23 protein-coding genes are annotated in these 23,501 nt (G+C 64.5%); 18 read left to right on the top strand and 5 right to left on the bottom strand.

The genetic code is table 11. From position 1 onward, the window contains the following. The first annotated feature begins 2 nt into the window (after positions 1-2). The 10 genes from B5D38_RS02420 to B5D38_RS02375 all read left to right on the top strand — a co-directional run bounded on the left by B5D38_RS02420 (position 3) and on the right by B5D38_RS02375 (position 10,442). Positions 3-674, top strand: a complete 672-nt coding sequence (locus B5D38_RS02420; RefSeq protein WP_078706781.1) for a response regulator transcription factor — start codon at positions 3-5, stop codon at positions 672-674. Continuing rightward, positions 655-2,040, top strand: coding sequence for an ATP-binding protein (locus B5D38_RS02415; RefSeq protein WP_078706780.1), 1,386 nt, complete (start codon positions 655-657; stop codon positions 2,038-2,040). Before B5D38_RS02420 ends, B5D38_RS02415 begins: the two co-directional genes overlap by 20 nt. An 84-nt stretch (positions 2,041-2,124) precedes the next feature. After that, positions 2,125-2,520, top strand: a complete 396-nt coding sequence (locus tag B5D38_RS02410) for a hypothetical protein (protein ID WP_078706779.1) — start codon at positions 2,125-2,127, stop codon at positions 2,518-2,520. A 182-nt stretch (positions 2,521-2,702) separates the two neighbouring features. Beyond that, entirely contained in the window at positions 2,703-4,244 is a 1,542-nt protein-coding gene (ccmI, locus tag B5D38_RS02405) for a c-type cytochrome biogenesis protein CcmI (protein WP_078706778.1), read from the top strand. Next, positions 4,241-4,732, top strand: coding sequence for a cytochrome c maturation protein CcmE (gene ccmE / locus B5D38_RS02400; protein ID WP_078706777.1), 492 nt, complete (start codon positions 4,241-4,243; stop codon positions 4,730-4,732). Before ccmI ends, ccmE begins: the two co-directional genes overlap by 4 nt. Further along, on the top strand, positions 4,729-6,720 hold the full coding sequence (locus B5D38_RS02395) for a heme lyase CcmF/NrfE family subunit (RefSeq protein ID WP_078706776.1): 1,992 nt from the start codon (positions 4,729-4,731) through the stop codon (positions 6,718-6,720). Before ccmE ends, B5D38_RS02395 begins: the two co-directional genes overlap by 4 nt. Beyond that, entirely contained in the window at positions 6,717-7,217 is a 501-nt protein-coding gene (locus B5D38_RS02390) for a cytochrome c-type biogenesis protein (RefSeq protein ID WP_078706775.1), read from the top strand. The genes B5D38_RS02395 and B5D38_RS02390 overlap by 4 nt, the downstream gene beginning before the upstream one ends. A gap of 112 nt (positions 7,218-7,329) precedes the next feature. Beyond that, positions 7,330-7,821 (top strand): iron-responsive transcriptional regulator RirA, encoded by a 492-nt coding sequence (gene rirA / locus B5D38_RS02385; protein ID WP_078706774.1) that lies wholly within the window; start codon positions 7,330-7,332, stop codon positions 7,819-7,821. A 456-nt stretch (positions 7,822-8,277) separates the two neighbouring features. Next, entirely contained in the window at positions 8,278-9,570 is a 1,293-nt protein-coding gene (locus B5D38_RS02380; protein ID WP_078706773.1) for a hypothetical protein, read from the top strand. Further along, positions 9,567-10,442 carry a COG3904 family protein gene (locus B5D38_RS02375; protein ID WP_078706772.1) on the top strand — a complete coding sequence of 292 codons (876 nt, stop codon included), beginning with the start codon at positions 9,567-9,569 and terminating at the stop codon, positions 10,440-10,442. The genes B5D38_RS02380 and B5D38_RS02375 overlap by 4 nt, the downstream gene beginning before the upstream one ends. Positions 10,443-10,448: 6 nt before the next feature. Here the strand turns inward: B5D38_RS02375 and B5D38_RS02370 are convergent, their stop codons facing one another. Together B5D38_RS02370 and B5D38_RS02365 are read right to left on the bottom strand one after the other, a co-directional pair. Then, on the bottom strand, positions 10,449-10,952 hold the full coding sequence (locus tag B5D38_RS02370) for an MgtC/SapB family protein (RefSeq protein WP_078706771.1): 504 nt from the start codon (positions 10,950-10,952) through the stop codon (positions 10,449-10,451). A 64-nt stretch (positions 10,953-11,016) separates the two neighbouring features. Beyond that, the gene (locus B5D38_RS02365; protein WP_245318740.1) at positions 11,017-11,952 is read right to left on the bottom strand and encodes an alpha/beta fold hydrolase; all 936 of its coding nucleotides are present in this window, start codon (positions 11,950-11,952) and stop codon (positions 11,017-11,019) included. Between the two features lie 133 nt (positions 11,953-12,085). Here B5D38_RS02365 and B5D38_RS02360 point away from each other — a divergent pair, with 133 nt between their 5' ends. The 4 genes from B5D38_RS02360 to B5D38_RS02340 all read left to right on the top strand — a co-directional run bounded on the left by B5D38_RS02360 (position 12,086) and on the right by B5D38_RS02340 (position 16,987). Beyond that, positions 12,086-13,057, top strand: coding sequence for a ribonuclease T2 family protein (locus tag B5D38_RS02360; RefSeq protein WP_078706769.1), 972 nt, complete (start codon positions 12,086-12,088; stop codon positions 13,055-13,057). A 111-nt stretch (positions 13,058-13,168) separates the two neighbouring features. Next, positions 13,169-14,818, top strand: a complete 1,650-nt coding sequence (gene ettA, locus B5D38_RS02355; protein ID WP_078706768.1) for an energy-dependent translational throttle protein EttA — start codon at positions 13,169-13,171, stop codon at positions 14,816-14,818. 311 nt (positions 14,819-15,129) lie between these two features. Next, positions 15,130-16,611, top strand: a complete 1,482-nt coding sequence (locus B5D38_RS02345; protein ID WP_078706766.1) for an HWE histidine kinase domain-containing protein — start codon at positions 15,130-15,132, stop codon at positions 16,609-16,611. Continuing rightward, positions 16,601-16,987 carry a response regulator gene (locus tag B5D38_RS02340; protein WP_078707077.1) on the top strand — a complete coding sequence of 129 codons (387 nt, stop codon included), beginning with the start codon at positions 16,601-16,603 and terminating at the stop codon, positions 16,985-16,987. Before B5D38_RS02345 ends, B5D38_RS02340 begins: the two co-directional genes overlap by 11 nt. A gap of 6 nt (positions 16,988-16,993) precedes the next feature. Here B5D38_RS02340 and B5D38_RS02335 read toward each other — a convergent pair whose 3' ends face one another. Beyond that, entirely contained in the window at positions 16,994-17,323 is a 330-nt protein-coding gene (locus B5D38_RS02335; protein WP_078706765.1) for a DUF2293 domain-containing protein, read from the bottom strand. A 220-nt stretch (positions 17,324-17,543) separates the two neighbouring features. Here B5D38_RS02335 and B5D38_RS02330 point away from each other — a divergent pair, with 220 nt between their 5' ends. Continuing rightward, entirely contained in the window at positions 17,544-18,482 is a 939-nt protein-coding gene (locus B5D38_RS02330) for an ArsR/SmtB family transcription factor (protein ID WP_425349309.1), read from the top strand. 13 nt (positions 18,483-18,495) lie between these two features. Then, positions 18,496-19,413: a methylenetetrahydrofolate reductase [NAD(P)H] gene (gene metF, locus B5D38_RS02325; protein WP_078706763.1), complete on the top strand. Its 918-nt coding sequence runs from the start codon at positions 18,496-18,498 to the stop codon at positions 19,411-19,413. 145 nt (positions 19,414-19,558) lie between these two features. On the opposite strand, the gene B5D38_RS21975 is transcribed toward metF, so the two are convergent. Both B5D38_RS21975 and B5D38_RS02315 read right to left on the bottom strand, forming a co-directional pair. Further along, a complete protein-coding gene (locus tag B5D38_RS21975; protein WP_131829850.1) occupies positions 19,559-19,864 on the bottom strand; it encodes a hypothetical protein in 306 nt (101 codons plus the stop codon). A 121-nt stretch (positions 19,865-19,985) separates the two neighbouring features. Next, the gene (locus B5D38_RS02315) at positions 19,986-20,420 is read right to left on the bottom strand and encodes a MarR family winged helix-turn-helix transcriptional regulator (protein ID WP_165690763.1); all 435 of its coding nucleotides are present in this window, start codon (positions 20,418-20,420) and stop codon (positions 19,986-19,988) included. Between the two features lie 132 nt (positions 20,421-20,552). Here B5D38_RS02315 and B5D38_RS02310 point away from each other — a divergent pair, with 132 nt between their 5' ends. Both B5D38_RS02310 and B5D38_RS02305 read left to right on the top strand, forming a co-directional pair. Further along, entirely contained in the window at positions 20,553-22,244 is a 1,692-nt protein-coding gene (locus B5D38_RS02310; RefSeq protein WP_078706760.1) for an MFS transporter, read from the top strand. A gap of 32 nt (positions 22,245-22,276) precedes the next feature. Next, the gene (locus B5D38_RS02305; protein WP_078706759.1) at positions 22,277-23,497 is read left to right on the top strand and encodes a type III PLP-dependent enzyme domain-containing protein; all 1,221 of its coding nucleotides are present in this window, start codon (positions 22,277-22,279) and stop codon (positions 23,495-23,497) included. The last annotated feature ends 4 nt before the right edge of the window (positions 23,498-23,501 follow it).

Below are 23,501 nucleotides of genomic sequence, written 5' to 3'. Positions count from 1 at the left end.
TCATGCGCATCCTCGTCGTCGAAGACGACCAGAACCTCAACCGGCAGCTCTGCGAAGCGCTGGAAGGGGCGGGGTATGTCGTCGATCGCGCCTATGACGGCGAGGAGGGGCATTTTCTGGGCGACACCGAACCCTATGACGCGGTGATCCTGGACGTGGGCCTTCCGGAGATGGACGGCATCAGCGTTTTGGAGCGTTGGCGGCGGGACGGACGGCTGATGCCGGTGCTCATCCTCACGGCCCGCGACCGATGGAGCGACAAGGTTGCCGGTATAGACGCCGGCGCTGACGACTACGTCGCCAAACCGTTTCACATGGAAGAGGTCCTGGCCAGGGTGCGGGCGCTGATCCGCCGTGCCGCCGGCCATGCCTCTTCGGAAATCCTCTGCGGACCGCTGCGCCTCGACACCCGCTCATCCCGGGCCTTCGTCGACGGCAACCCCCTAAAACTCACCTCGCACGAATATCGCCTGCTCGCCTATCTCATGCATCACGCCGGCGAGATCGTCTCTCGAACCGAACTGATCGAGCACCTTTACGACCAGGATTTCGACCGCGATTCCAATACGATCGAGGTTTTCGTCGGGCGTTTGCGCAAAAAGATCGGCGTCGATCTCATCGAAACCGTCAGGGGACTGGGCTACAGGCTGCACGATGCGGATCCGGCAGGCTGACTCGCTCACCGTTCGTGTCGTCGGCCTGTCGACCCTTTGGGCGGTGGCCGCCTTCATCGTCATCGGCGGATTGATCTCGACGCTCTATCGGGACTCGGCTTCTCGCGCCTTCCAGGATCTCCTGGTCGCCCAGCTCTACAATCTGGTCAATAGCGTGCAGGCCTCTCCAACCGGCGAGCTCGAAGGCGCGCCGGAACTGGGCGACCTGCGTTATCTCCAGCCGCTCTCCGGCTGGTACTGGGAGGTCCTACCCGCGTCGGACAACACGAGCGGGCGCTTGGCATCGCGCTCGTTGGGCGCCGAGAACATCCCCTCTATGCCGTTGTCGCAAGTGCCGTTCGGCGAGCAGTACCGGCGGCAATACCAGACCGAGGGCCCACAGGGACAGCTGCTTCAAATCGTCGAAACCGAGGTTCTTCTGGATACCGAGAACCATGTCGCGCGCTTTCGCGTCATGGGAGACACCGGGGCGTTCGGCGCGGACGTCGAGGAGTTCAGCCGGAGCCTTGCGATCTATCTCGGCATCTTCGGACTGGGCTCGATCCTGATCAACGCGCTTGCCATCCTTTTCGGCCTTCGCCCCCTGCGCCGGGTGCGGCGCTCTCTCGCCAACGTTCGGGCTGGGCGGGCTGAACGTCTGGAAGGGAGCTTTCCGGCCGAGATCCAGCCGCTCGCGACAGAGCTCAACGCCCTGGTCGAAAACAACCGGCGGATCATCGAACGCGCCCGCACGCGGGTCGGCAACCTCGCCCACTCGCTGAAAACCCCGATCGCGGTTCTGATGAACGAGGCGAAGGCCGTGGGCGGTGAACATGGACGGCTGATCGCTGACCAGAGTGAGGCGATGCGCGTCCAGGTCCAGCATCATCTCGACCGTGCCCGCATGGCGGCGCAGTCCGAGGGCTCGGTGTTCCGCACTCCCGTGCGGCCAGTGCTGGAGCGTCTTCTGCGCGTCATCGCCAAGCTCAATCCTCGGCTAGCGGTGGAGCTCGACTTCAACGGAGGCGAAGATCTCGTCTTTGCCGGCGAACAGCAGGATCTGGAGGAAATCATCGGCAATCTCATGGACAACGCGGCCAAATGGGGCCGCGCCACCGTGCGCGTCGCCGCGCGCGCCGTCGATGACCGGAGCTTCGAAATCTTGGTTCAGGACGATGGCAAAGGATTGACGGAGGTGGAAATCGCCGAGGCGATGAAGCGTGGCCGGCGCCTTGACGAGGCCCGTCCGGGAAGCGGTCTCGGCCTTTCCATTGTTTCGGACATCGTCGCCGAATATCGCGGCACGCTTTCACTCTCGCGATCGTCGCTCGGTGGCCTTAGCGCGACGGTGAGGTTGCCAAGAGCCCTTGGCGCGAGCGTCTCGTGAGGTATTATTTCTGTGCGTCGAGGCGTAGTGCCGGCATGGCAGACGCGAGCGAGGGACGGCGTTGGGGTGTTGAATCGAGGGGCGATGCGTAGGTTTTTCAACGCGGCTGCGCCGGCACTGCTGGCCTTGGCTCTGGGGGGCTGCTTGACCCAGGGCGGGGTCACGAGTCCGTTCGCCGAAGGAGCGAAAGATCTTGGCGCCGGACTGGTCGGCCAGATCAAAGGCGTGAGGCTGTCCGGTGAGGCCAGGGACAATGCGCTCCTGGCTGAGTTCCAGGCGCTTCAGTTCGCTCCAGCCGGCGAGGCCGTGGCCTGGAAGGCCGGCTCCGTCCAGGGGCAGGTCGTGCCGACCCAACTTTATCGGATCGGAACGCAAGATTGCCGGGGATACAAGCAGACCGTGGTCAATCGCTCCGGGACCTTCGAGCAAACCGGCACCGCCTGCCGCACCGAGCGCGGCACTTGGCAGGTCGTCGTATGATCCAGGTCATAACGATTTCAGGGACATCGGCCTACCTGTCGAGAAATTGAATCGCCTCGGCATCCGGGATTCTGGTAAGGGCCGGGCGAAATCCTTCTGGCTGTCGGACCGGCAACAATGGTCGGCAACTGGATGGGCGTGAGGGTTAGCGGCCGTTTCCGTCGCCCGAAATTGCGAGCGTCATGTTGTTCTGGATTCTGGCCGCCGGCCTCACAGCGCTGTTCACCCTTCTTGTTCTGTGGCCGTTGTTCCGGCCCGAAGCGGGGCTTCAGCCCTCCAACGCCGAGCACGATGTCGAGGTCTACGGCGCGCAGCTCGCGGAACTCGAGGGCGATGTCGCCCGCGGCACCATAACGCCGGAGGAGGCGGAGACCGCGAAGGCGGAAATCGGACGGCGGTTGCTCAGGGCCGCCAAGCGCGCCGGCGCTACGTCGCCGTCGCGTCAGTCCATCACCTCTAATGTCGCCATCTTCGCGGTCCTCGTCGCGCTCTTCGTTCCAGGCGTAGCCTTCGGCCTTTATTCCACCATCGGTTCGCCCGGCACACCCGACCTGCCGCTCGCCGCACGGCGCATGGCGCCTCAGGATTCCAGCACCGAGGCGCTGATCGCCCACGTCGAGCAGCGGCTCAAGGATGCTCCGGACGACGGCCGGGGGTGGGATGTCATCGCGCCGGTCTATCTGAGGCTCAACCGTCCCGAAGACGCGGCCAAGGCTTTCCGCAACGCGATCCGCCTGCTCGGCACCTCGCCGATGCGCGAATCGGGCCTTGGGGAAGCACTGACGCGTATCGCGGGCGGTGAAGTCACCGACGAAGCGCGTGCCGCCTTCGATCGCGCCGTCAGCCAGGACAAGAGTTTCCTGCCCGCCCGCTTCTTCGTCGCGCTCGACGACAGCCAGGAAGAGGACTACGCGGCCGCCGAGCGCGCTTGGAGCGCGCTGATCGCCGACAGCACGCCCGACGCGCCCTGGATGAAGATCGCCCAGGAGGGGCTCTCCGATGCGCGCTCGCATCTCGGAAAGAGCGGCGATGCAACAGCCGAGGCGAATGCGTCCTCCTCCAGCCCTCCAGCGAGCGCGACCGCGCCATCAATGCCGGGCCCTACGGGCGCCGATATGGAAGCTGCGGCCTCGCTCTCGCCAGGCGATCGTCAGGAGATGATCCAGGGCATGGTTTCGCGGCTGGCGGAGAGGCTGCGGCAGACGCCGGAGGATGCCGACGGATGGCGGACGCTGATCCGCTCCTATGCCGTCCTTGGAGAGCGGGATAAGGCACGCCAAGCGCTTGCGGACGCCGAAAAGCTGTTCGCGCCGGAGACGCCTGAGCGGACCGCGATCAATGCGTTGAGCACCGAACTGGGGCTCGATTCTGAGAGCAATGGGGCGCCGCCCCCTGATCGATCGGCTTCGGCCGCGCAGGCCATGCCGGAACCGAGCGCTGCCGACATGGCCGCCGCCGCGGAACTCTCGGCAACAGACCGGCAGGCGATGATCAAGGGCATGGTCGCGCAGCTCGCCGAAAAGCTAGACACACAGCCGAACGACGTGGAAGGCTGGAAAAGACTGATCCGATCCTATGCCGTTCTGAATGATCGCGACAGCGCGCGCTTGGCGTTTCAGAAGGCCGAGAAGGCTTTTGCCGACGGAACGCCGGAGCGCCAGGACATCGCCGTATTGGCGCGCCAGCTTGGGCTGGCCGCCGAAGGGGAGACGAAGACACCATGACACGCAAGCAAAAGCGCCTGTTTTCCATCGGCGGTGTGATGATGGTCCTGGCGGTGGCGGCAGGGCTGGTGCTGACGGCGCTTTCCGACTCCATCGCCTTCTTCATGTCTCCCACCGACATCGCGGAAAAGGCGCCGTCGCCGAGCCAGCGCGTGCGCCTCGGTGGTCTCGTCGAGGAAGGCTCCGTCGAGCGCGGCGCCTCGCAGACTGTCCGTTTCCGCATCACCGATACGGTGCAGTCCGTCCCGGTCACGTTCACAGGCCTCCTGCCGGACCTTTTCCGCGAGGGGCAGGGCGTCGTGGCGGAGGGAACGCTCAGCCCGGATCATGTCTTCGTCGCGGACTCCGTCCTCGCCAAGCACGACGAAAATTACATGCCCAAGGAAGTCGAGGACGATCTCAAGGCGCGTGGCCTTTGGCAGCATACGGGAGAGCCAACGGCTTCGGCTCCCGCAACGCCCGCGCCGCACGTCGGAGCGGGCGCATGATCGTAGAGACCGGCCATTACGCCCTTATCCTGGCGCTCGGAATCGCTCTGGTGCAGTCGGTGCTGCCGCTTTGGGGCGCCCGGACCGGCGACACGCGCCTAATGGCCGTCGGGATAAGCGCCGCGCTCGGCACATTCCTCTTGATTGCTCTGGCGTTCGGTGGGCTCGTGGCGGCCTATGTGACCTCGGACTTTTCGGTCCTCAACGTCTTCGAGAATTCCCATTCGCAGCAGCCGCTGATCTATAAGTTCACGAGCGCCTGGGGCAATCACGAAGGCTCGATGCTCCTTTGGGTTCTGATCCTCGGCCTCTTCGGCGCGCTTGTCGCGCTGCTCGGGCATGACCTGCCGCCCTCGCTCAAGGCCACCGTCCTGTCGGTTCAGGCGTGGGTCACGGTCGCCTTTCTCCTCTTCATCCTGACCACGTCCAACCCGTTCATCCGCCTGATGCCGCCCCCGATCGAGGGGCAGGACCTCAACCCGATCCTCCAGGACCTGGGGCTCGCGATCCATCCGCCGCTCCTCTATCTCGGCTATGTCGGCTTCTCGATCGCCTTCTCCTTCGCCGTGGCGGCGCTCATCGACGGGCGGGTGGATGCCGCCTGGGCCCGCTGGGTGCGGCCGTGGACCCTGGCGGCCTGGGTGTTCCTGACGCTCGGCATCGCGATGGGGTCCTACTGGGCCTATTACGAGCTCGGCTGGGGCGGCTGGTGGTATTGGGACCCGGTGGAAAACGCCTCTTTCATGCCGTGGCTCGCGGGCACGGCGCTGCTTCATTCCGCCCTGGTGATGGAGAAGCGCGCGGCGTTGAAGATCTGGACCATCCTCCTCGCCATCCTGACCTTCTCTCTGTCGTTGATGGGCACGTTCCTGGTGCGCTCGGGCGTCTTGACCTCGGTGCACGCCTTTGCCACCGATCCGACGCGCGGCGTCTTCGTCCTGGCCATTCTGGTCGTCTTCATCGGCGGTTCGCTGGCGCTGTTCGCGGCCCGTGCCGGAACGCTGGAGGCGGGCGGGCTCTTCGCTCCGATCTCGCGGGAAGGCGCTCTCGTCTTCAACAATCTCTTCCTGACCACGGCGACGGCGACCGTGCTCGTCGGCACGTTGTATCCGCTGCTTTTAGAGGTACTGAACGGCGCCAAGATCTCCGTCGGCGCGCCCTTCTTCGATCTCACATTCGCGCCGCTCATGGTGCCGCTCCTCATCGCCGTGCCCTTCGGCCCGCTGCTGGCGTGGAAGCGCGGCGATCTGTGGGCCGCGACGCAGCGGCTCTACGTCTCGGCGGGCGTGGCGCTTGCTGTCATCATCGTGGTGCTCGCGCTGGAGGGCGGGGCGCGCGTACTGTCTGCATTCGGCTTCGGCCTCGCCGCCTTTCTCATGCTCGGCAGTCTCACGGACCTGTTCTTCAGGGCCGGCTTGCCACGCGCGGGGCCTTCGGTCGCGTGGCTGCGCTTTATTGGCCTGCCGCGCTCGGCCTTCGGCACGGCCATTGCGCATTTCGGTCTCGGCATGACGGTGCTCGGGATCGTCGCGGCCAGCGCCTTCCAGACCGAACTCGTCACGACGGTGAAGCCGGGCGACGTGCTGCGCTCCGGCGGCTACGAAATCCGCTTCGAGGGAATGTCGAAGCGGGAGGGGCCGAACTACAGCGAGGAGGTGGCTCATTTCGCGCTTTCCCGCGGCGGAGTGGCAGCGGGGACGTTGGAGCCGACCAAACGCGCCTATCCGGCCCGCCAGATGCCGACGACCGAATCGGCGATCCACACGCGGCTCATGTCCCAGCTCTATCTCGCGCTGGGGGATTCCGATTCGAACGGCGGCGCGGTGGTGGTTCGCGTCTGGTGGAAGCCGTTGGTGACGCTGATCTGGCTCGGCGCCGTGGTGATGGGTTTCGGCGGCATGGTCTCGCTGGCGGACCGGCGGCTGCGGGTCGGCGCGCCCGCGCGTCGCAAGGCCGCCAAGCCTGCCAGGACGGAGGTTGGGGCATGAGGCGGTTCATTGCGCTCTTCCTCTTGACGACCTTCGCATGGTTCGCCCTGCCGAATGCGAAAGTTGGCTTCGGTCCTTCTCCCGCCATGGCCGTCCAGCCCGACGAGATGCTCGCCGACCCGGCGCTGGAAGCGCGCGCCCGTCAGATTTCAGAGGGGCTGCGCTGCCTCGTCTGCCAGAACCAGTCCATCGACGATTCCAACGCCGATCTCGCCAAGGATCTCCGCGTTCTCGTGCGCCAGCGGCTGATGGCGGGCGACAGTGACGAAGACGTCCGGGACTATCTCGTCTCGCGCTATGGCGAGTTCGTGTTGCTGAAGCCGCGCCTCGAATGGAAGACGGTCGCGCTTTGGGGGATGCCGGTCGTCGTGCTCATCATCGGAGGCCTGTTCCTCGCGTCCGGTGCGCGAAGGCGGCGGCCGGCCGCGCCGACCGCGCTGACTGCGGATGAAGAAGCGGCGATCGCCGATCTCCTGGCTCAGCGGAAGGAAAGCTGAACTTCGGGGTAAGGGGGCGCGGCGCCAAGTCGCGGCGAATTGTCGAGTTTTATTTCCCTCTTATCGTCCGGGCGGCCTAGTATGATTCGTCGCCCAACGATGGGAGGGAGTGATGCGACTGACGCGCCACACCAACTACGCCATCCGGATCTTGATGTACTGCGCTGCCAATGACGATGGTCGTCTGAGCCGCGTCGGCGACATCGCCAAATCCTATGGCGTTTCGGATCTTTTCCTTTTCAAGATCCTCCAGCCTTTGGTGGAAGCCGGAATGGTCTCGACCCTGAGGGGACGCAAGGGCGGGATCAAGCTTGCCCGCCCGGCGAGCGAGATTACACTGCGAGCCGTCGTCGAGTTGACCGAAGAAAGCTTTGGTCTGTCGGAGTGCTTCGAGACGGGAGCCGCCGATTGCCCGCTGATCGATAGCTGTGGTCTCAGCGCGGCGCTTCATGCGGCGCTGAACGCGTTCCTTTCCACCCTCGAAAGCTACACGATCGCCGATCTGGTGGAAGAGAAGAGCAGTGTGCGCAGTCGGCTGGGACTTGGCGAATCCGCTCCGGTCGCGCCACACGAGCCGCCTTTGGAGGGCGCGGCGGCTCTCTGAGGATATCGCTCCGTTCGGAGTCTGTTGATCGAGCATCCGATGCCCTTGACGGTTTGACGCCAACGGTGGCGGTCAAGCTTGGCCGAGTCGGCTGTCGGGTCTCAAGGCGTGGCGCCTCTCGGGCGGGAGGTGCGGTTGAAGGGTTCGCGCGAGCGCACCTCTACTTTCTCCTTTCCCATCTTCAGAAAAGCTTAGCGAAGGTTGCGGCGCTTGGTTTCCGGCGCCCTCCATTCGCTCGTCCTGCACTCGAGTCGACATTCCTTGTTAACGTTCTTTTCACTTTGACGGGGACAGCGCGGCATTGAGGGATGCCTCGCGACGGCACCGACGTTAATCTTCAATTAACGGTGGCGGCGTGGCCGGCCCGCTGACGTCGGCGCGAACCTCATGTGTCGTCGTCGCTGGCGGCTCGCGGCGCCTGCCATGTCTGTCCAATCGAGACGGAGGCCAGAGCGAATGGGCGTGGCGCATTCCTCGACATTGCGCGGGCAGCTTTCCCGCCTCGACAGCACGACGCGGGCAACGCTGGCCGTCCTTTCCATGGCGAGCGGCGTCTACACCTATCTCGGTGTGCGCGAGCTGCTCGACGGCTCGCCGACCGTCGTCCTCCTTGGCGCCATCATTTATGCCTCGGCGGTATCCGTCGGGATCTACGCCTTTTGGTCGTATCTCATGCGCTTTATGCCGCATGTGCGCCAATCGTCGAGCCGGGGCCTCCTCTACATCGCCATGGCGTTGGGCGCAGCGATGATCATGGCCATGTCCTCCTGGCTCAACGCGGCTGCGCTGGCAGGGTCGGCAGCGCTGGAGCAGCATCTCGCCATCACCACCGAAAGCTACCAGGACAAGCTCAACGGGGCGCACGAGAATGCGCTCGCCGCGCAGAGCCTTCTGCCCGATATCCAGCTCGCCTCCGAGCGCTTTGCGCGCCTAGCCGAGGAGGAGCGTTCGTCTGGCGCGCTGACGGGCACGTCGGGCTCCGGCACCGTGGTTCAGCTCCTTAGCCAGATGTCGAGCCAGCTATCCGGTCTTCAGGGTGAGATCGAGGGCTCTCGCGAGGCGGTCAAGGGCCTGTTCCAGCAGGGCGGCGAGCGGCTTGCCGCCATGCGCCGCCTCGTGTCGGGGCAGGGGCCGATCGATGAGCGGGCCAACGCCTACGCGGAAGAAGCGGTGCGGCTTTCCGGCATCATCACCGCGCTGGAGCAGACGTCCGTTGCGCCGGCGGTGCGTCGGGCGGCGGAGGACCTCGGCCGCACCTTCATCGCCCCCGTCGCGGACGGGGGGAACGCCGATCTCCAGAACCGACAGAGCGAGGTGGTCGGCAAGGTCGAGAACGCGGTCCAGGCGCAGAGCAAGGCGCTGGCTTCCGCCGCCGATGAGATCCTCGCGCGGCCTGCCGTGGAGGATCTTCGCTTCACTCCGCTGTCGGCGCCGGAAGCGGTCATTCGCTATGCGCGCGACTTCCTGCCGTCGTGGGCGGGCGCGATCTCCATCGACCTTCTGCCGGCTGTTCTGATCTTCATTCTCTGCATCGTTCAGGATGCGATCCGCCGCGAGGAGGGCGAAGAGAGCGAAACCGGTGATATGAGCGCCGCCGAACTGATGCGGGCGCTCAAGATTCAGCGCAAGCTGAAGTCGGCCGAGATGGAGGAGGGGGCTTCGCAGGACGGGGCTGTGCTGGACAGCGTGATCGTCGAGCGCGAAGCCCGTAGACCCGAGCCGCACGTCTTTCCGAAGGCCGTTCGATGACCGTCAGTCGCTTCGATCCTTCGCCAAGTTTTTGGGAACAAGTGCGGCAGGCGCTGCCGGAGGTTCTCGACCTGCGGACGGTGTTCTACCTGCTGCTGGGTCTGGCTGCCGCAATGGTGGCACTGGACTACCGCGAGCTTGCGCAGGTCGCCGCCAGCCGTGCGGGCTTGGCGCGTACGGGGCCGCTTCCGCTCGATCCGCCTACGGCTGGTGATCAGGTTCGCCCCTATCTGCCGAAGTCCTTCCCTGTCGGGCCGGACCGGGGAGAACCGACCTTGCCCGGCTATTCGGGTCCCCTGGACCCTTCGGCCATCGCCGAGCCGATGAAGTTCGTCCTGGCGGGTGAGGACCTTTCCGCCGTTGGTCGCATCGAGGTCGGCACGGCGGAGAATTTCCGCTCCATCGTCGAGGAATACGGACAGCGCATCAAGACGCTTCATATCCATTCTCCGGGCGGATCGGTGACGGACGCCATCGAAATGGCGCGGCTGGTGCGCGAGAAGGGGCTGGCGACGGCTGTTCCCGACGACGGCTATTGCGCTTCTGCCTGCCCGCTTCTCTTTTCCGGCGGCGTCACCAGAACGGCGGGCGCCCACGCGTGGATCGGTGTCCATCAGGTCTATTCGGTGGTGCCGTCTGAAGAGGGCGCCGGCACCCCAATGGATCTGGACCGCTCGATCTCGCAGGTGCAGGACCTGATCGCCGAATGCCAGCAGCTTCTGGTCGATATGGGAATCGAGCCCGCCCTGTGGATCAAGGCGATGCGCACACCGCCGGAGGCGCTCTATGTGCTGACACCCGAGGAGCTCAGCGCCTTCTCCGTTACCACTGCGGATACGGCGGCGCCGCTTTCGGCCGCCGTGCGCCGCTAACCGGTGTCAGCAGCGGTCGTCCTGGTCGGCGTCGTCCTGGTCGGCATTGGTCTTTTTCAGCCATTTGTGCTCGATCCATTTGACGCCGCGCAGGACGAGCATGGTGCTGATCACAGCGATCACCGCCAGCAGATATTCCCCAAGGCCACACGCGAGGCCCGAGACGCCGGCGATCCACAGCGAGCCGCCCGTGGTCAGTCCGCGAACCCGCCCTCTCGCCTGAATGATTGCCCCGGCGGCGAGAAAAGCGACGCCGGACGTGACCGCCTCGATCACCCGCACGGGGTCAATGCGGATCGATTCCCCGGAGAACTGGCTCGTCATGCGGATCATGAGGAGCGTCACCAGACAGGCGCCGACGCTCACCACCATGTGTGTCCGCAGCCCGGCGGTGTGGCCTCCGATCTCCCGGTCAAGGCCGATGATGCCGGCCAGCACGAGCGCCAGAACGATCCGCAGCGTCGCGCGCAGCGTGTTCGGGTCCATCTGGTCCGCGAAAAACTCGATCATCGCCTCCGGTCGTCGTGCAAGAGCGCGCGGAGGAGCCGTCTGCTCCTATGGAACGTGAAATAGGTCAGCGCCTTTCCGGCGCTACTCCGTCGAGCCATGCGATTAGATCGGCCAAGGCCGTCTCGCGAACGGCGGGCACCTCCTTCAACGTCTCGTGACGGGCACCGCGCGCGACGGTCTTGGTCACTCGTCGGCAACCCGCACGGAATAGGCCGAGCCTCAGCGTTTCCGTGTCTTCTCCGAAACGGGTTACGGGATCCTCGCCGCCGCCCAAAAGATGAATTGGCAGATCCGCCGGCAGGTTCGGCAAATCCCGTGCGACGGTCTCTTCCATCGTCACGATGTCTCGCCAGAGCGAAATCGTTGGAGACCAGCCGCAGAGCGGATCGGCGACATAGGCATCGACCTCTGCCTCGTCATGCGACAGCCAGTCGAAATCGGTGCGCCGGGCCTCGATCTGCCGAGCCCAGGCATCGACGGTGGCCTGCGCCATGATGCCGCTCGCGACGTCGGACCCTTTGAGCGCGGTCTCCGCGCCGAGTGCCAGACGAGCGGCAAAACGCTCGCGGCGGCGCATCAGCGGCATGTTCCACAGTGCGAGTCCGGCAAGTGGATCGCCCCGCCGCAGCGCGTGGCAGAGCGCGATCAAGGCGCCCATCGAGTGGCCGAAGAGAATGACTGGCCGGCCCTGCGCGTCCTTCCGGGCCTCATCGACCACTGCGCCAATATCTTGCATGACGCGGCGTGCGCCGTTCCGTCGCGCGAACCGCCGGAGCGGTGCATCGGGTGCGCAGGTCGCGCCATGTCCACGATGATCGAAGGCAAACACCGCGAAGCCGGCAGCGGCGAGCGCTCCGGCGAAGGCGCCATAGCGGCCGGAATGTTCGGCAAGGCCGTGGCTGATGACGATGTTGCCACGCGAGGATCCGACAGGCCGCAGCTCGCGCAGGGCCAGCGTCGCGCCGCTGGGGCTCTCGAATGGGCGAATGGTTTCGAACACGAGGAGCATCGTTCGCCGAAAGTGACGCGGATTGCAATGCCGAATGCTGGATTGGCGCGCGCCGACGGTCCCGTCAGCACCGATGGCGAGGGATCATCCTTTTCTTGTCGCGCCGGGAAGCTAGATCGAGCGCATGACGACGCTTCGCAACGCCCTCTTCGCCCTTCTGCTGGCCTTCACCGCCGCGCCCGCCGCAGCGGAAGTGCCGATGGTGGGGCGTTTTGCCGCCGAGGCTCGCTGCCCCGCCTTTCAGTCGCTTCGCCAGGAAACCAATCCGGGCAATGTGCTGGTGGAGCCCGGCAAGAGTTACCAGCTTCTGGCGCGCAATGCCGATCCGGCGAGCCATTACTACATCGTTGTGCCGGGCGCCGAGCCGGAGCGGCGCTGGGTGCCGATCGGCTGCGGCCGTGTCAGCGACGGAAGTCAGCAGGCCGACGCAGACCTTCTGCGGCCGGCGAGTGCACCCGGATCGGATGAGCGCCCCGCGCTCTATGTCTTTGCAGTGACGTGGGGGCCGGCCTTCTGTGAAGGCAAGCCGAGCGCGCCTGAGTGCGCTGGCGGGGGAAAGGGAGATCGCTTTTCCCTGCATGGCCTTTGGCCGCAGGCATCCGAATATTGCGGCACGGCGGCGAACCTGCGGGACCGCCCATGGAGCCGGCTCCCCGAACCGGCGATGAGTGCCACAACGCGCCGGTCCCTCGATCAAGCGATGCCGGGCACCCGATCCTATCTCCACCGCCATGAATGGGCGCGTCACGGCAGCTGCTACGGCACCGATGCCGACCGCTATTTCTCCGATTCCATGAAGCTTCTTGGCGCGCTCAACGGCTCGGCCCTGCGCCCACTTTTCGTGGAGCGGGCGGGCAAGACGCTGACACTGCGCGACGTGCGAGCCGCGGCCGACCGGTCTTTCGGCGAGGGGGTCGGTTGGCGCGTCTCCCTTCATTGCGAGAGGGACGGGCGCCGCCGCATCATCACCGAGATGACGATCGCGCTTGCGGGCAAGATCACGCCCTCAGCAAATTTTAGCGATCTCATGGCGGCGGCACCGCCGGTGCGAAGCGACTGCAACTCCGGTATCGTTGACCCGCCAGGGTTGCAGTGACCAGACGAACGCCCGCATGATTCTACGTGGCCTTTGTTGCTCGCCGGCACATAATCGAATAACACCGGCGCCACTTTCTCCCTGATCGCTAATTTCGGAGATGCGCGCGTCATGGCACGCCAGTTCATCTATCACATGTCGGGCCTGACCAAGGCCTATGGCAACAAGAAGGTTCTGGAGAACATCAATCTCTCCTTCTACCCCGACGCCAAGATCGGCATTCTTGGTCCCAACGGCTCGGGTAAATCGACGCTTCTGAAGATCATGGCCGGGATAGACACCGAGTTTACCGGTGAAGCCTGGGCCGCCGAGGGCGCCAAGGTCGGATATCTTCCGCAGGAGCCCCAGCTCGATGCCTCCAAGACAGTCTTCGAGAACGTCATGGAGGGCGTCGCCGAAAAGAAGGCGATTCTCGATCGCTACAACGACCTGATGATGAACTACTCGGACGAGACCGCCGAGGAGGGGGCCAAGCTCCAGGACATCATCGATTCCCAGAATCTTTGGGATCTGGAAAGCCAGGTCGAGATGGCCATGGAGGCACTGCGCTGCCCACCCGCCGGATCTTCCGTCGAAAACCTCTCGGGTGGTGAGAAGCGCCGCGTCGCGCTCTGCAAGCTTCTGCTTTCGCAGCCCGACCTTCTGCTGCTCGACGAGCCGACCAACCACCTCGATGCCGAGACGATTGCCTGGCTGGAAAAGCACCTGCGCGAGTTTCCCGGCTCGGTGCTGATGGTCACGCACGATCGTTACTTCCTGGACAACGTCACCGGCTGGATCCTGGAGCTGGATCGCGGTCGCGGCATGCCCTACGAGGGCAACTACACGGTCTATCTTGAGAAGAAGGCCAAGCGCATGGCCCAGGAGGGCCGCGAGGATGATGCCCGTGCCCGTGCCATCGCCCGCGAGCGCGAGTGGATTCAGCAGGGCGCCAAGGCGCGTCAGACCAAGTCGAAGGCCCGTATCCAGGCCTACCAGGAACTGGTGGAGCGCGCCGAGCAGCGTCGTCCGGCGGATGGGCGCATCGTCATCCCGGCCGGCGAACGCCTCGGCCAGCAGGTGATCGAGGTCGAGGGGCTGACCAAGGCCTATGGCGACCGTGTGCTGATCGACAATCTGTCGTTCAAGCTGCCGGCCGGCGGCATCGTCGGCATTATCGGCCCCAACGGCGCGGGCAAGACCACGCTCTTCCGCATGCTTACCGGTCAGGAACAGCCGGACGAGGGCTCGGTCAAGATCGGGGACACCGTCCATCTCGGCTATGTCGATCAGAGCCGTGACTCGCTCGATGGTTCCAAGAATGTGTGGGAAGAGATTTCCGGCGGCGTCGACATCATCAAGCTCGGCAAATACGACGTGAATTCGCGCGCCTATGTCGGCAATTTCAACTTCAAGGGAACGGACCAGCAGCAGAAGGTCGGGACGCTCTCGGGCGGACAGCGCAACCGCGTTCACCTCGCCAAGATGCTGAAGTCGGGCGCCAACGTCATCCTTCTCGACGAACCGACCAACGATCTCGACACCGAGACCCTGTCGGCGCTGGAGGACGCGCTGGAGGATTTCGGCGGCTGCGCGGTCGTTATCAGCCACGATCGCATGTTCCTCGATCGCCTCGCGACCCACATCCTCGCTTTCGAGGGAGACAGCCACGTCGAATGGTTCGAAGGAAACTTCGAGGACTATGAGGAAGACAAGATTCGGCGCCTGGGGCCCGAATCCGTCAATCCAAGACGCGTCACCTACAAGCCGCTCACCCGCTAAACCACCGGGCCGCGTTCCCGCCGGCATGTCCGGCGGGGACAACTTTTCGTTGACGACGTCTCGCGGGTTGATCGCCAGCTATCCGGTCGCTAGCTTGGTCTTCCTGCGGTTCGCAGCGTGTTTCGGCACAACCCGTCTGGGAGAAGCGGCTGGCGCCAAGTGTGGCGCGGTCCGCGTTCTCGCGGCAACGGCGGTGCGGATTTACGTTGACGCAAAGTTCCGCTTTTTCGGCCCCGTGATTTCCGGCGCTGCCGCTCTATAACCGGAGCGGGTTCCTTCACCGATCGAATCCTCAAAGAGCAGCGACCAGAATGAATCGTCTCGATTTCCAGGGATTGTTTGCAGCGCTCTCGAGCCCGCACATGATCGTGGATCATGACTGCAGTTTCGTGGCCGTGAACGAAGCCTACGAGACCGCGACCAACCATAGTCGCGAGCTGCTGCTCGGCCGAAACCTGTTCGATGTTTTCCCCAATGAGGGGGAGCCGGGCCGCCGACTCAGGAATTCAATCGAAAGCGTTTTTGCGACAGGCAAGCGCGACGTTATCGCCTACATTCACTATGAGATCCCCCGGCCGGGAAATCCGGGCGAGTTTGACGACCGGTACTGGTCGGCGGTCCACAGTCCGTTGTTCGACAAGGACGGAAAGGTGATCTTCGTCCTGCAGAACACGGCGGACGTGACGGAGCTCGTCCGCCTCAGGGAAGCGGCCGCCCTGCCGTTCCGCCTGGATCTGGGCGAAATGGAGCTGATCCAGCGTGCGCAGGAGGCGGAGGCGGCCTACAAGGCGACGCTTTCGGCCAGCGCCGACTTTCGCCGTCTGTTCCAACAGGCGCCGGGGCTGATCGCGGTCATGCACGGCCCGGATCATTTTCTCACCTTCGTCAACGACGCCTTCGGCAAGCTGGTCGGCGGCCGCGATCTCATCGGCATGCCTCTTCGCGAAGCGCTTCCTGACCTGGAGAGCCAGGGCTTTTTTGAAATGCTCTCCAGCGTCTACTCCAGCGGCGAAGCCTGGCGAGGGGAAGACGTTCCGCTCGTGCTCGGCGCGACGAGCAGCTCGCTTCAACGCAATCTCTTCGTCGATCTGTCTTTCAGCCCTATCCGCGATGCGGCCGGCGGTATCGTCGGTATCCTGATGCAAGGCGGCGACAAGACCGAGGCCGTCCGCGCCAAGAGACGCCATCGCCTCATGGTCGACGAGCTGAACCACCGGGTGAAGAACACGCTGGCCACGGTGCAGTCGATCGCGCGGCAGAGCTTCCGCAGCGCCAATGCGCCCGAATCGGTCAAGGCGAGCTTCGAGGCGCGGATCGTGGCGCTGTCCGATGCTCATAATCTTCTCAGCCGCCGATATTGGGAGGCGGTCGATCTCTCGGTTCTGCTTGCTCAGGAGCTCTCGGACCTTCCGAGCGAGCGGGTCCGGCTTGTCGGCCGGGCAGTCGACCTCAATCCGAAGTCCGCGATCGCGTTTGCGATGATCTTCCATGAGCTGGCGACAAACGCGTCGCAGTATGGCGCCTTCGCATCGAGCGAGGGCGAGTTGTCGGTGGAGTGGCGCGAGGAGCAAAGCGCCGATGGGCCGAAGCTCGTGCTGGAATGGATCGAGAGTGGCGCAAGCGCCAAACCGGCGATGCCCGCGAGCGGCTTTGGCGCGACGCTGCTGTCTCGCCTGGTCGAAGGCGAGTTGAGCGGCCATTTGCGTATCGAGGTGCGTCCGGATGGCGTGATGTGCTATATCGACGTTCCCGCAGTAATGCTTGAGCCCGGAGCCGACGCCGTTGTCAACTGACGCCAAAGTTCTTCACGGCTTGCGGGTGGTCCTGGTCGAGGATGAAGCCTTGGTTGCCATGCAGCTCGAAGACATGGTCATGGACTTCGGCTGCGAGGTGGTCGGTCTTGCCATGCGCCTCAACCAGGCATTGAAGATGATCGAGACCGCTGCGGCCATCGATGTCGCGATTCTCGATGTCAATCTCGGCGGCGAGCGAGTCTATCCGGCTGCAAGCCTTCTGCGTCAGCGCGGCATCCCCATCATCTTCGCGACGGGTTATGGTCGTTCCGGCGTCGATGAGGAATGGCAGAGCTGCCCGATCCTTCAAAAACCCTACACGGCAAAGCAACTCGCCAACGAGCTTTCCGGCGTGAGGGCTTTGCCTCCGTCCTGACCCGCTTCAGCCTCGCGCCATGCCTTCGTCGTCGATTGGCTCGTCGGCTGAGAGATGCCGCGTCGCCCCCCATTGGTCCAGGACCGCGTTGATGTCGTCGATGACGAAGAAGCGCGCCGCGTCGCGCCCATACCCCTCGTCGAGCAGGGTGTCGTAATCGGTGTGCATGTGGCGGATGTGCGCCACCGCCGCGAGCCAGAGGGCCGTGGACGGGGGCAGCATCTTCAGCCGTTTCGCGCCCGCCGCCTCACGGATCGCCTCGGCGTCGATGAAGGGTGCCCGAGGGATCGTGGCTGTCAGTGCCCGCTGGATCGCCTTTTGCCGTTCGCTTGCCACCGCCTGCGGCTCCTTATGGACGGCATGAGGAAGAGCGCTTTCGCCGAAACACCGGGTAAACCTTGTCGCGCTTCCTGTCCACCGCGCGCTTGCTCTGATCTGCCTGATGATATAAACATTTCTTTATATGGATTGGGAGATAGAGTTGCCGGCCGTGCCCTTGCCGTTTGCCTGCGCTGTGGAGGTTTTGAAGGCCGTCGCCGAGCCGACGCGTCTGCGGATGCTCGTGCTACTGGCGCGGAACGACCTGACCGTCACCGACCTCACCGAAATCCTGGACCAGTCTCAGCCTCGAGTTTCTCGCCACCTGAAGCTGTTGCTGGAGGCAGGGCTGATCGACCGGCACCAGGAGGGGGCCTGGGCCTATTTTCGCCTTACCGAGGCCAAGGCGCGCGCGCGCATGGTGCGTCAGGTGCTGGACGCGGTTCAGCAGGATGATCCGGCTCTTCTTTCTGATGGAACGCGGCTCGACACGGTTCGGCAACGCCGCGCGGCCCAGGCCGCCGACTACTTTGCCAAGAATGCCGGAAGCTGGGATCGCATCCGTTCGCTGCATGTGCCTGATGCCGAGGTTGAAAGCGCTCTGCTCGACATTCTCGGCAGCCGCCGGGTCGACGCCCTGCTTGATATCGGTACGGGAACGGGACGAATGTTGGAGCTCATGGCGCCGCTCTGCGGTCGGGCGCTCGGTGTCGATGCCTCTCGCGAGATGCTGGCCATCGCGCGAGCCAAGCTCGATGAGGCGGGCATCACCAATGCGTCGGTCCGCCTTGCCGACGCCTACCGCCTGCCGGTGGAGGCGGAGAGCTTCGATCTCATAACCGTTCACCAAGTTCTTCACCATCTCGACGATCCCGCCGCGGCCATTCGCCAGGCGGCGCGGGCGCTGCGTCCTGGCGGGCGCCTCGTCGTCGTCGATTTCGCGCCGCACGAGCTCGAATTCCTGCGCACCGACCACGCCCATCTCAGGCTCGGCTTCTTGCCCGAGGTGGTTGCCGATTATCTCGCTTCCGCCGAACTCGACCTTCTCGCCGTGCGCACGCTCGATCCAAAGGCGGAAGAGGAGGGCCATATCGCGGTAACGCTATGGCTCGCGGAAAAGCCTCGCGCCAGCGCACCATCGTTTCTCCGGACGGCTGAGCCGGCCACATCTCATTGAACGGATCTGCCCCATGGCCTTTCGTCAGACCCGCCCCAGGATTAACGTCTCCTTCGAGTTCTTTCCGCCGAAGACGGAAAAGATGGAGGAGACGCTCTGGGCTTCGGTGCAACGTCTCGCGCCTCTCGCGCCGGAGTTCGTCTCCGTCACCTACGGCGCCGGCGGCTCGACGCGCGAGCGCACCCACCACACCGTTCGTCGAATCCTGACCGAGACGCGGCTGAAGCCCGCCGCCCATCTCACTTGCGTCGACGCTTCGCGGCAGGAAGTCGATGAAGTGATCCGCCAGTACCGCGATACTGGCGTGCGTCATTTCGTGGCGCTGCGTGGCGATTCGGCGAGCGGCGTCGGCGAGAAATATCGCCCCCATCCGGAGGGTTATGCCAACGCCGTCGAGCTGGTGGCCGGGCTGAAGGCGATCGACGACTTCGAGATTTCAGTCTCCGCCTATCCCGAGAAGCACCCGGAAAGCCCGGATTTCGCCACTGACATCGACATGCTGAAGCGCAAGGTGGACAACGGGGCCACCCGCGCCATGACCCAGTTCTTCTTCGACAACGACGCCTATGAGCGCTTCGTCGAGAGGGTTCGCCGCGCCGGCATCTATATTCCGATCGTGCCGGGGATTGTTCCGATCCACGACTTCACCAAGATCGCGCGCTTTTCGGCGGCCTGTGGCGCTTCCATTCCGGCCTGGCTGGCGGAGCGCTTCGAGGGGTTGGAGAAGGACCCCGAGACCCATTCGCACGTCGCGGCGGCGGTGTGCAGCGAACAGGTCCTGGATCTTGTCGATCGGGGCGTGCGAGATTTCCATTTCTATACGATGAACCGCGCGGAACTCGTCTATTCGATCTGCCACATTCTCGGGTTGCGACCGCAGCCGGAGGAGCCGGAGGAGAACGCTGCGGCTGCGGCAGGTGCGTCCGCCTGAGCGCTTTGAAAGATGGGCTTCCGTCTGCCGAGCCAGCCTAGTCGTCGTCGAGGAACGAGCATCAAACAAAAAGCCGAGGACTGGGCCTCGGCTTTCCGCATTCACGAAACTGCTGGGGCGCGGTGAAAGCCGCGCCCGGATTGCCTCAGGGCAGCAGCCCCATCACGGCCGCTCCAACGAACACGAACGCGGCGCAAATCATAATGAAGTTGATCGAGCGCGTGAGTACCATGTTCTCCTCCCTGGTGCTCTTCGGGGTCGAATGCAGAAAGGGTACCTGCTTATCCGGTTTGGTAAAGGGATATTTTTCAGTCTGGCCAAAATTGATCGATTTAACGGCCATACTTTCAACAGCCGGCGGATCGGCGGTTTCAGGCGAGAAGTCGCCTGCAACGCTCTGATTTCCCTCGGTTGAACTTCGCGCCAGAAGGCGGCGTCGCGGGTGCGTCAAAAGCTCGCACGTGACGACGTATTCGTGCCTCCTCACGATCCCGTGATGGCGGGGACAGGCATCCAAAGTTGTGGCCGGCGCAGAAGAGGAGCAGAACGATATTTCCAGCGCCTCCCGAGCGTTAATCCTCTGCCGTCAGCAGGGCCAACCGTTGGCCAAGCGACTCGTTGAGCTTCGTCAGAAGACGCGCGAGATCCGCGCCGTCTTCTGCGCTCCATTGCCCGACGAGCTCCTCCACCCGCTGAATTCGATCCTTGCGCATGGTTTCGGCGGCGGTGCGCCCTTTGCCCGTCGCCTCGATGAGACTGCTGCGGCCATCGGCCGGATTCGCTCGCCGCTTGATCAGCAATTGGCGTTGCATCGCAGCCACCTGGCGCGTGACCGTCGAGGAGTCGAGCGAAAGGCCCGCAGCAAGCTCGCCGATGCTTTGAGGGCCGTCGGTGAGGCGCAGGAGGAGCAGATAGTGGGCGCGCTCCATCGGATAGGCGCGCCTTCGGTAGAGCGCTTCGAGATTGCGCGCCAAGAAGGCAATCTCACGCTCGAGGGTCTCTTCCATTGGTTCGCCGCCGACGGCCTGTGATCGGTCGTTTCGCATCGCTGTCATGCAAGTTTATATGTATCATACATCTTGTTGCGATCTCACCGGTCTTTATATCGCGGGGATCGAAACGCGCATGGATTCGACGCCGTGTCCTCCCAGTCCGCCGCTCCCCATTTCCTCGATCAGCCGCGCGCGGTGTGGGCAACGGCCTTCGCCTGCGTCGTCGGCTTCATGTCCATCGGACTGGTCGACCCGATCCTGACATCGATCGCCGCCGGGTTGGACGCCTCTCCCAGCCAGGTTTCCCTTCTTTTCACCAGCTACTTCTTCGTCACCTCCGTGATGATGCTGGCGACCGGCTTCGTGTCGAGCCGCCTCGGGGGCAGGGCGACGCTCCTGCTCGGCGCTGCGCTCATCGTCGTCTTCGCAGGTCTCGCCGGCACCTCCGACTCCGTGGCCGCACTCGTGCTCTATCGGGGCGGTTGGGGCCTCGGCAACGCGTTTTTCGTCGTCACCGCTCTCTCCGTCATCGTCGCGTCCTCGCGCGGCGGAACGGCGAGCGCCATCCTTCTCTACGAGGCGGCGCTCGGTCTCGGCATCTCTGCTGGGCCGCTCGTCGGGGCCGCGCTGGGTTCCATGTCCTGGCGCTATCCGTTCTTCGGCACGGCGACGCTGATGGCCATCGGCTTTGTCGCCATCGCCCTGTTCCTGCCGAAGCTGCCGAAGCCCGAACGGAAGATTGGCCTCAGTGCGCCCGTACGCGCGCTCGGCCACCCCGGGCTCCTCACCGTCGCGTTGTCGGCGATGGCCTACAACTATGCCTTCTTCACGGTGCTCGCCTTTGTGCCTTTCGTGCTCGAAATGTCGGCCTATGCCACGGGATTGATCTTCTTCGGCTGGGGCCTTCTCGTCGCGATTTTCTCGGTTCTGGTGGCGCCCCGCCTTCAGGCGCGTTTCAGCGCGCCGGCGCTGATGACCGGCTGTCTCGTCACCTTCGCCCTTCTTCTGCTGATGATGGGGCTCGCGCCGCGCTGGGCGGTGGCGGCCGGCGTGGTCCTGTCCGGTGCGATTTCGGGCGTCTGCAATACGGTCTTCACCGAGATGGCGCTGGAGGTCTCCGACGCGCCCCGGCCTATCGCTTCCGCCGGTTACAATTTCCTGCGCTGGTTCGCCGGTGTCGTCGCGCCCTATGGCGCCCCGCTCATCGCCGAGCACTGGGGCGTGGAGACGACGTTCATCGTCGCGGCGGCGGCGGCCGTCGCTTCGCCGCTGGTCCTGTTTCTGCGCCGCAGCTCGCTCGGCGCCTTTGCCGCGCGTCCCGGCGAGACCAAATCTACGCTCGGGTCGTCGCCCGCGCCCGTCATGGCGGCGGTAGACGGCAGCCCGACCGACGAAGCCGTGCTGGCGCGTGCCGTTTCGCTCGCCCGGACGAAAGGCTCGGGCGTCGTCGTGGCTCATGTTCGGATGGCGGAGGTCTTCGGCGACGAGGCGGCTGAGCTCGAGGATGAAACCGCGCCGAGAGCAATTGTCGAAAGCGGCCTGGCCCGGGTCCGCGCTTCCGGCCTTACAGCGATTCCGCTGCTGTTGCGTTCAAGCGCGGCCCTCGCGGCCGAAGCCGTGCTGGAGCAGGCAAGGCAGGACGGCGTCTCGACGCTCGTCGTGGGGGAGCCCCACAGCCACGATCTCGGCGATTTCGTCCACGGCTCGTTCGCTGCGACCCTTGCGAAGGCCGCACCGGATGCGCTTTCCGTCATTCTTGTGCCGGAAATCGCGCCAAAGGGCGAAGCGAACGGGAATGATATCGCTCCTTCGCTTGTGCCTGCGGCCTCCCAGCGCTAGTTGCTCCTGCCGTTGAACGGGAAGAGTGCCTAATGCTGAAATTCGCGACGGCCAGGGATGCGGTGCTGGAACTTCGGCCCGATGCCCCGGTCTACTGCTTCCGCCCCGAGGTCCTGGCCGGGGACGCGCGGCGCTTCATGGCCGCCTTCCCGGGCGAAACGGCCTATGCCGTCAAGACAAATGGCGAGCCGATGGTGTTGAAGACGCTGGCCGAAGCCGGCGTGACGACGTTCGATGTCGCCTCGCCCGGCGAGTTTGCGGCGGTGCGCGACGTCGCGCCCGACGCGCACATGCTCTACATGCACCCGGTCAAGGCACAGTCGGACATTCGCCTGGCGCTGGAGAAATATCATATCCGCGTCCTCGCTCTTGACCATGAGGACGAGGTCGCGAAGATCCTGCGGATCGTCCATGCGCTCGATCTCGACCCTTCCTCGATCACGCTTTTCGTGCGCATCCAGACCAAGGGCTCGGCCGCCTACGAGCTGTCGAAGAAGTTCGGCGCAGCACCCGCCCACGCCGTCGAGTTGCTGCAACGGTGTGCCCGGATCGGCTTCAAGGTCGGCATCTGCTTCCATGTCGGATCGCAGATCGAGGACCCCGAAACCTATAACCGCGCCATCATCTCCGCCGATTGGGTCCGCAGCCGTGCCGGCGTCGATCTGGCGGGACTGGACGTCGGGGGCGGCTTTCCGGCGACCTATGGGCGCGATCCCCGCCGCAAGAAGGTGGAACTTCCCGATCTCGAAACCATCATGGCGCGCTTGCGCTCGGACCTTCACGAGTGGGGCTTCTCTGATCTGCCGCTGGTGGCGGAACCGGGCCGGGTGATGGTGGCACGGGCCTTCTCGTTGATCGTCAGGGTGCTTCTGCGCAAGGGGCGGCGGCTCTATATCAACGACGGAATATGGTCGTCGCTGTCCGATTCCTGGACGGGAAAGATCACGCTGCCGGCCCGCTTTCTGCCCGACCCGGCGCGGCGCAACCGCCATGGCGACCCGGACAGCATCGGTGCCTTCCGGGTCTGCGGCGCGACGTGCGATTCTGTGGATATCCTGTCTCGACCGTTCTGGCTGCCGGAGACGGTAGACACCGGGGATTGGATCGAGATCGGCCATATAGGCGCCTACTCGATGGCGCTGAGGACGCGTTTCAACGGCTTCTATTCGGACGACTTCGTCGAGGTCACGACGCCGTTCGACGCCGGAGGTGCGGCGGAGAGCTTCGCCAGTCTCGAGACCATGGCCGACTGACCTC

Source organism: Consotaella salsifontis (assembly GCF_900167365.1).
Taxonomy (GTDB): domain Bacteria; phylum Pseudomonadota; class Alphaproteobacteria; order Rhizobiales; family Rhizobiaceae; genus Consotaella; species Consotaella salsifontis.
The sequence above is the reverse complement of the archived record's forward strand: the minus strand, read 5'-3'. Positions and strand labels throughout refer to the sequence as shown.

What these genes read in the sequence shown, in the direction of transcription:
- B5D38_RS02420 (WP_078706781.1), top strand. Translation starts at nt 3, where the DNA reads ATGCGCATCCTCGTCGTCGAAGACGACCAGAACCTCAACCGGCAGCTC.
- B5D38_RS02415 (WP_078706780.1), top strand. Translation starts at nt 655, where the DNA reads ATGCGGATCCGGCAGGCTGACTCGCTCACCGTTCGTGTCGTCGGCCTG.
- B5D38_RS02410 (WP_078706779.1), top strand. Translation starts at nt 2,125, where the DNA reads ATGCGTAGGTTTTTCAACGCGGCTGCGCCGGCACTGCTGGCCTTGGCT.
- ccmI (WP_078706778.1), top strand. Translation starts at nt 2,703, where the DNA reads ATGTTGTTCTGGATTCTGGCCGCCGGCCTCACAGCGCTGTTCACCCTT.
- ccmE (WP_078706777.1), top strand. Translation starts at nt 4,241, where the DNA reads ATGACACGCAAGCAAAAGCGCCTGTTTTCCATCGGCGGTGTGATGATG.
- B5D38_RS02395 (WP_078706776.1), top strand. Translation starts at nt 4,729, where the DNA reads ATGATCGTAGAGACCGGCCATTACGCCCTTATCCTGGCGCTCGGAATC.
- B5D38_RS02390 (WP_078706775.1), top strand. Translation starts at nt 6,717, where the DNA reads ATGAGGCGGTTCATTGCGCTCTTCCTCTTGACGACCTTCGCATGGTTC.
- rirA (WP_078706774.1), top strand. Translation starts at nt 7,330, where the DNA reads ATGCGACTGACGCGCCACACCAACTACGCCATCCGGATCTTGATGTAC.
- B5D38_RS02380 (WP_078706773.1), top strand. Translation starts at nt 8,278, where the DNA reads ATGGGCGTGGCGCATTCCTCGACATTGCGCGGGCAGCTTTCCCGCCTC.
- B5D38_RS02375 (WP_078706772.1), top strand. Translation starts at nt 9,567, where the DNA reads ATGACCGTCAGTCGCTTCGATCCTTCGCCAAGTTTTTGGGAACAAGTG.
- B5D38_RS02370 (WP_078706771.1), bottom strand. Translation starts at nt 10,952, where the DNA reads ATGATCGAGTTTTTCGCGGACCAGATGGACCCGAACACGCTGCGCGCG.
- B5D38_RS02360 (WP_078706769.1), top strand. Translation starts at nt 12,086, where the DNA reads ATGACGACGCTTCGCAACGCCCTCTTCGCCCTTCTGCTGGCCTTCACC.
- ettA (WP_078706768.1), top strand. Translation starts at nt 13,169, where the DNA reads ATGGCACGCCAGTTCATCTATCACATGTCGGGCCTGACCAAGGCCTAT.
- B5D38_RS02345 (WP_078706766.1), top strand. Translation starts at nt 15,130, where the DNA reads ATGAATCGTCTCGATTTCCAGGGATTGTTTGCAGCGCTCTCGAGCCCG.
- B5D38_RS02330 (WP_425349309.1), top strand. Translation starts at nt 17,544, where the DNA reads ATGCTCGTGCTACTGGCGCGGAACGACCTGACCGTCACCGACCTCACC.
- metF (WP_078706763.1), top strand. Translation starts at nt 18,496, where the DNA reads ATGGCCTTTCGTCAGACCCGCCCCAGGATTAACGTCTCCTTCGAGTTC.
- B5D38_RS02315 (WP_165690763.1), bottom strand. Translation starts at nt 20,420, where the DNA reads ATGGAAGAGACCCTCGAGCGTGAGATTGCCTTCTTGGCGCGCAATCTC.
- B5D38_RS02305 (WP_078706759.1), top strand. Translation starts at nt 22,277, where the DNA reads ATGCTGAAATTCGCGACGGCCAGGGATGCGGTGCTGGAACTTCGGCCC.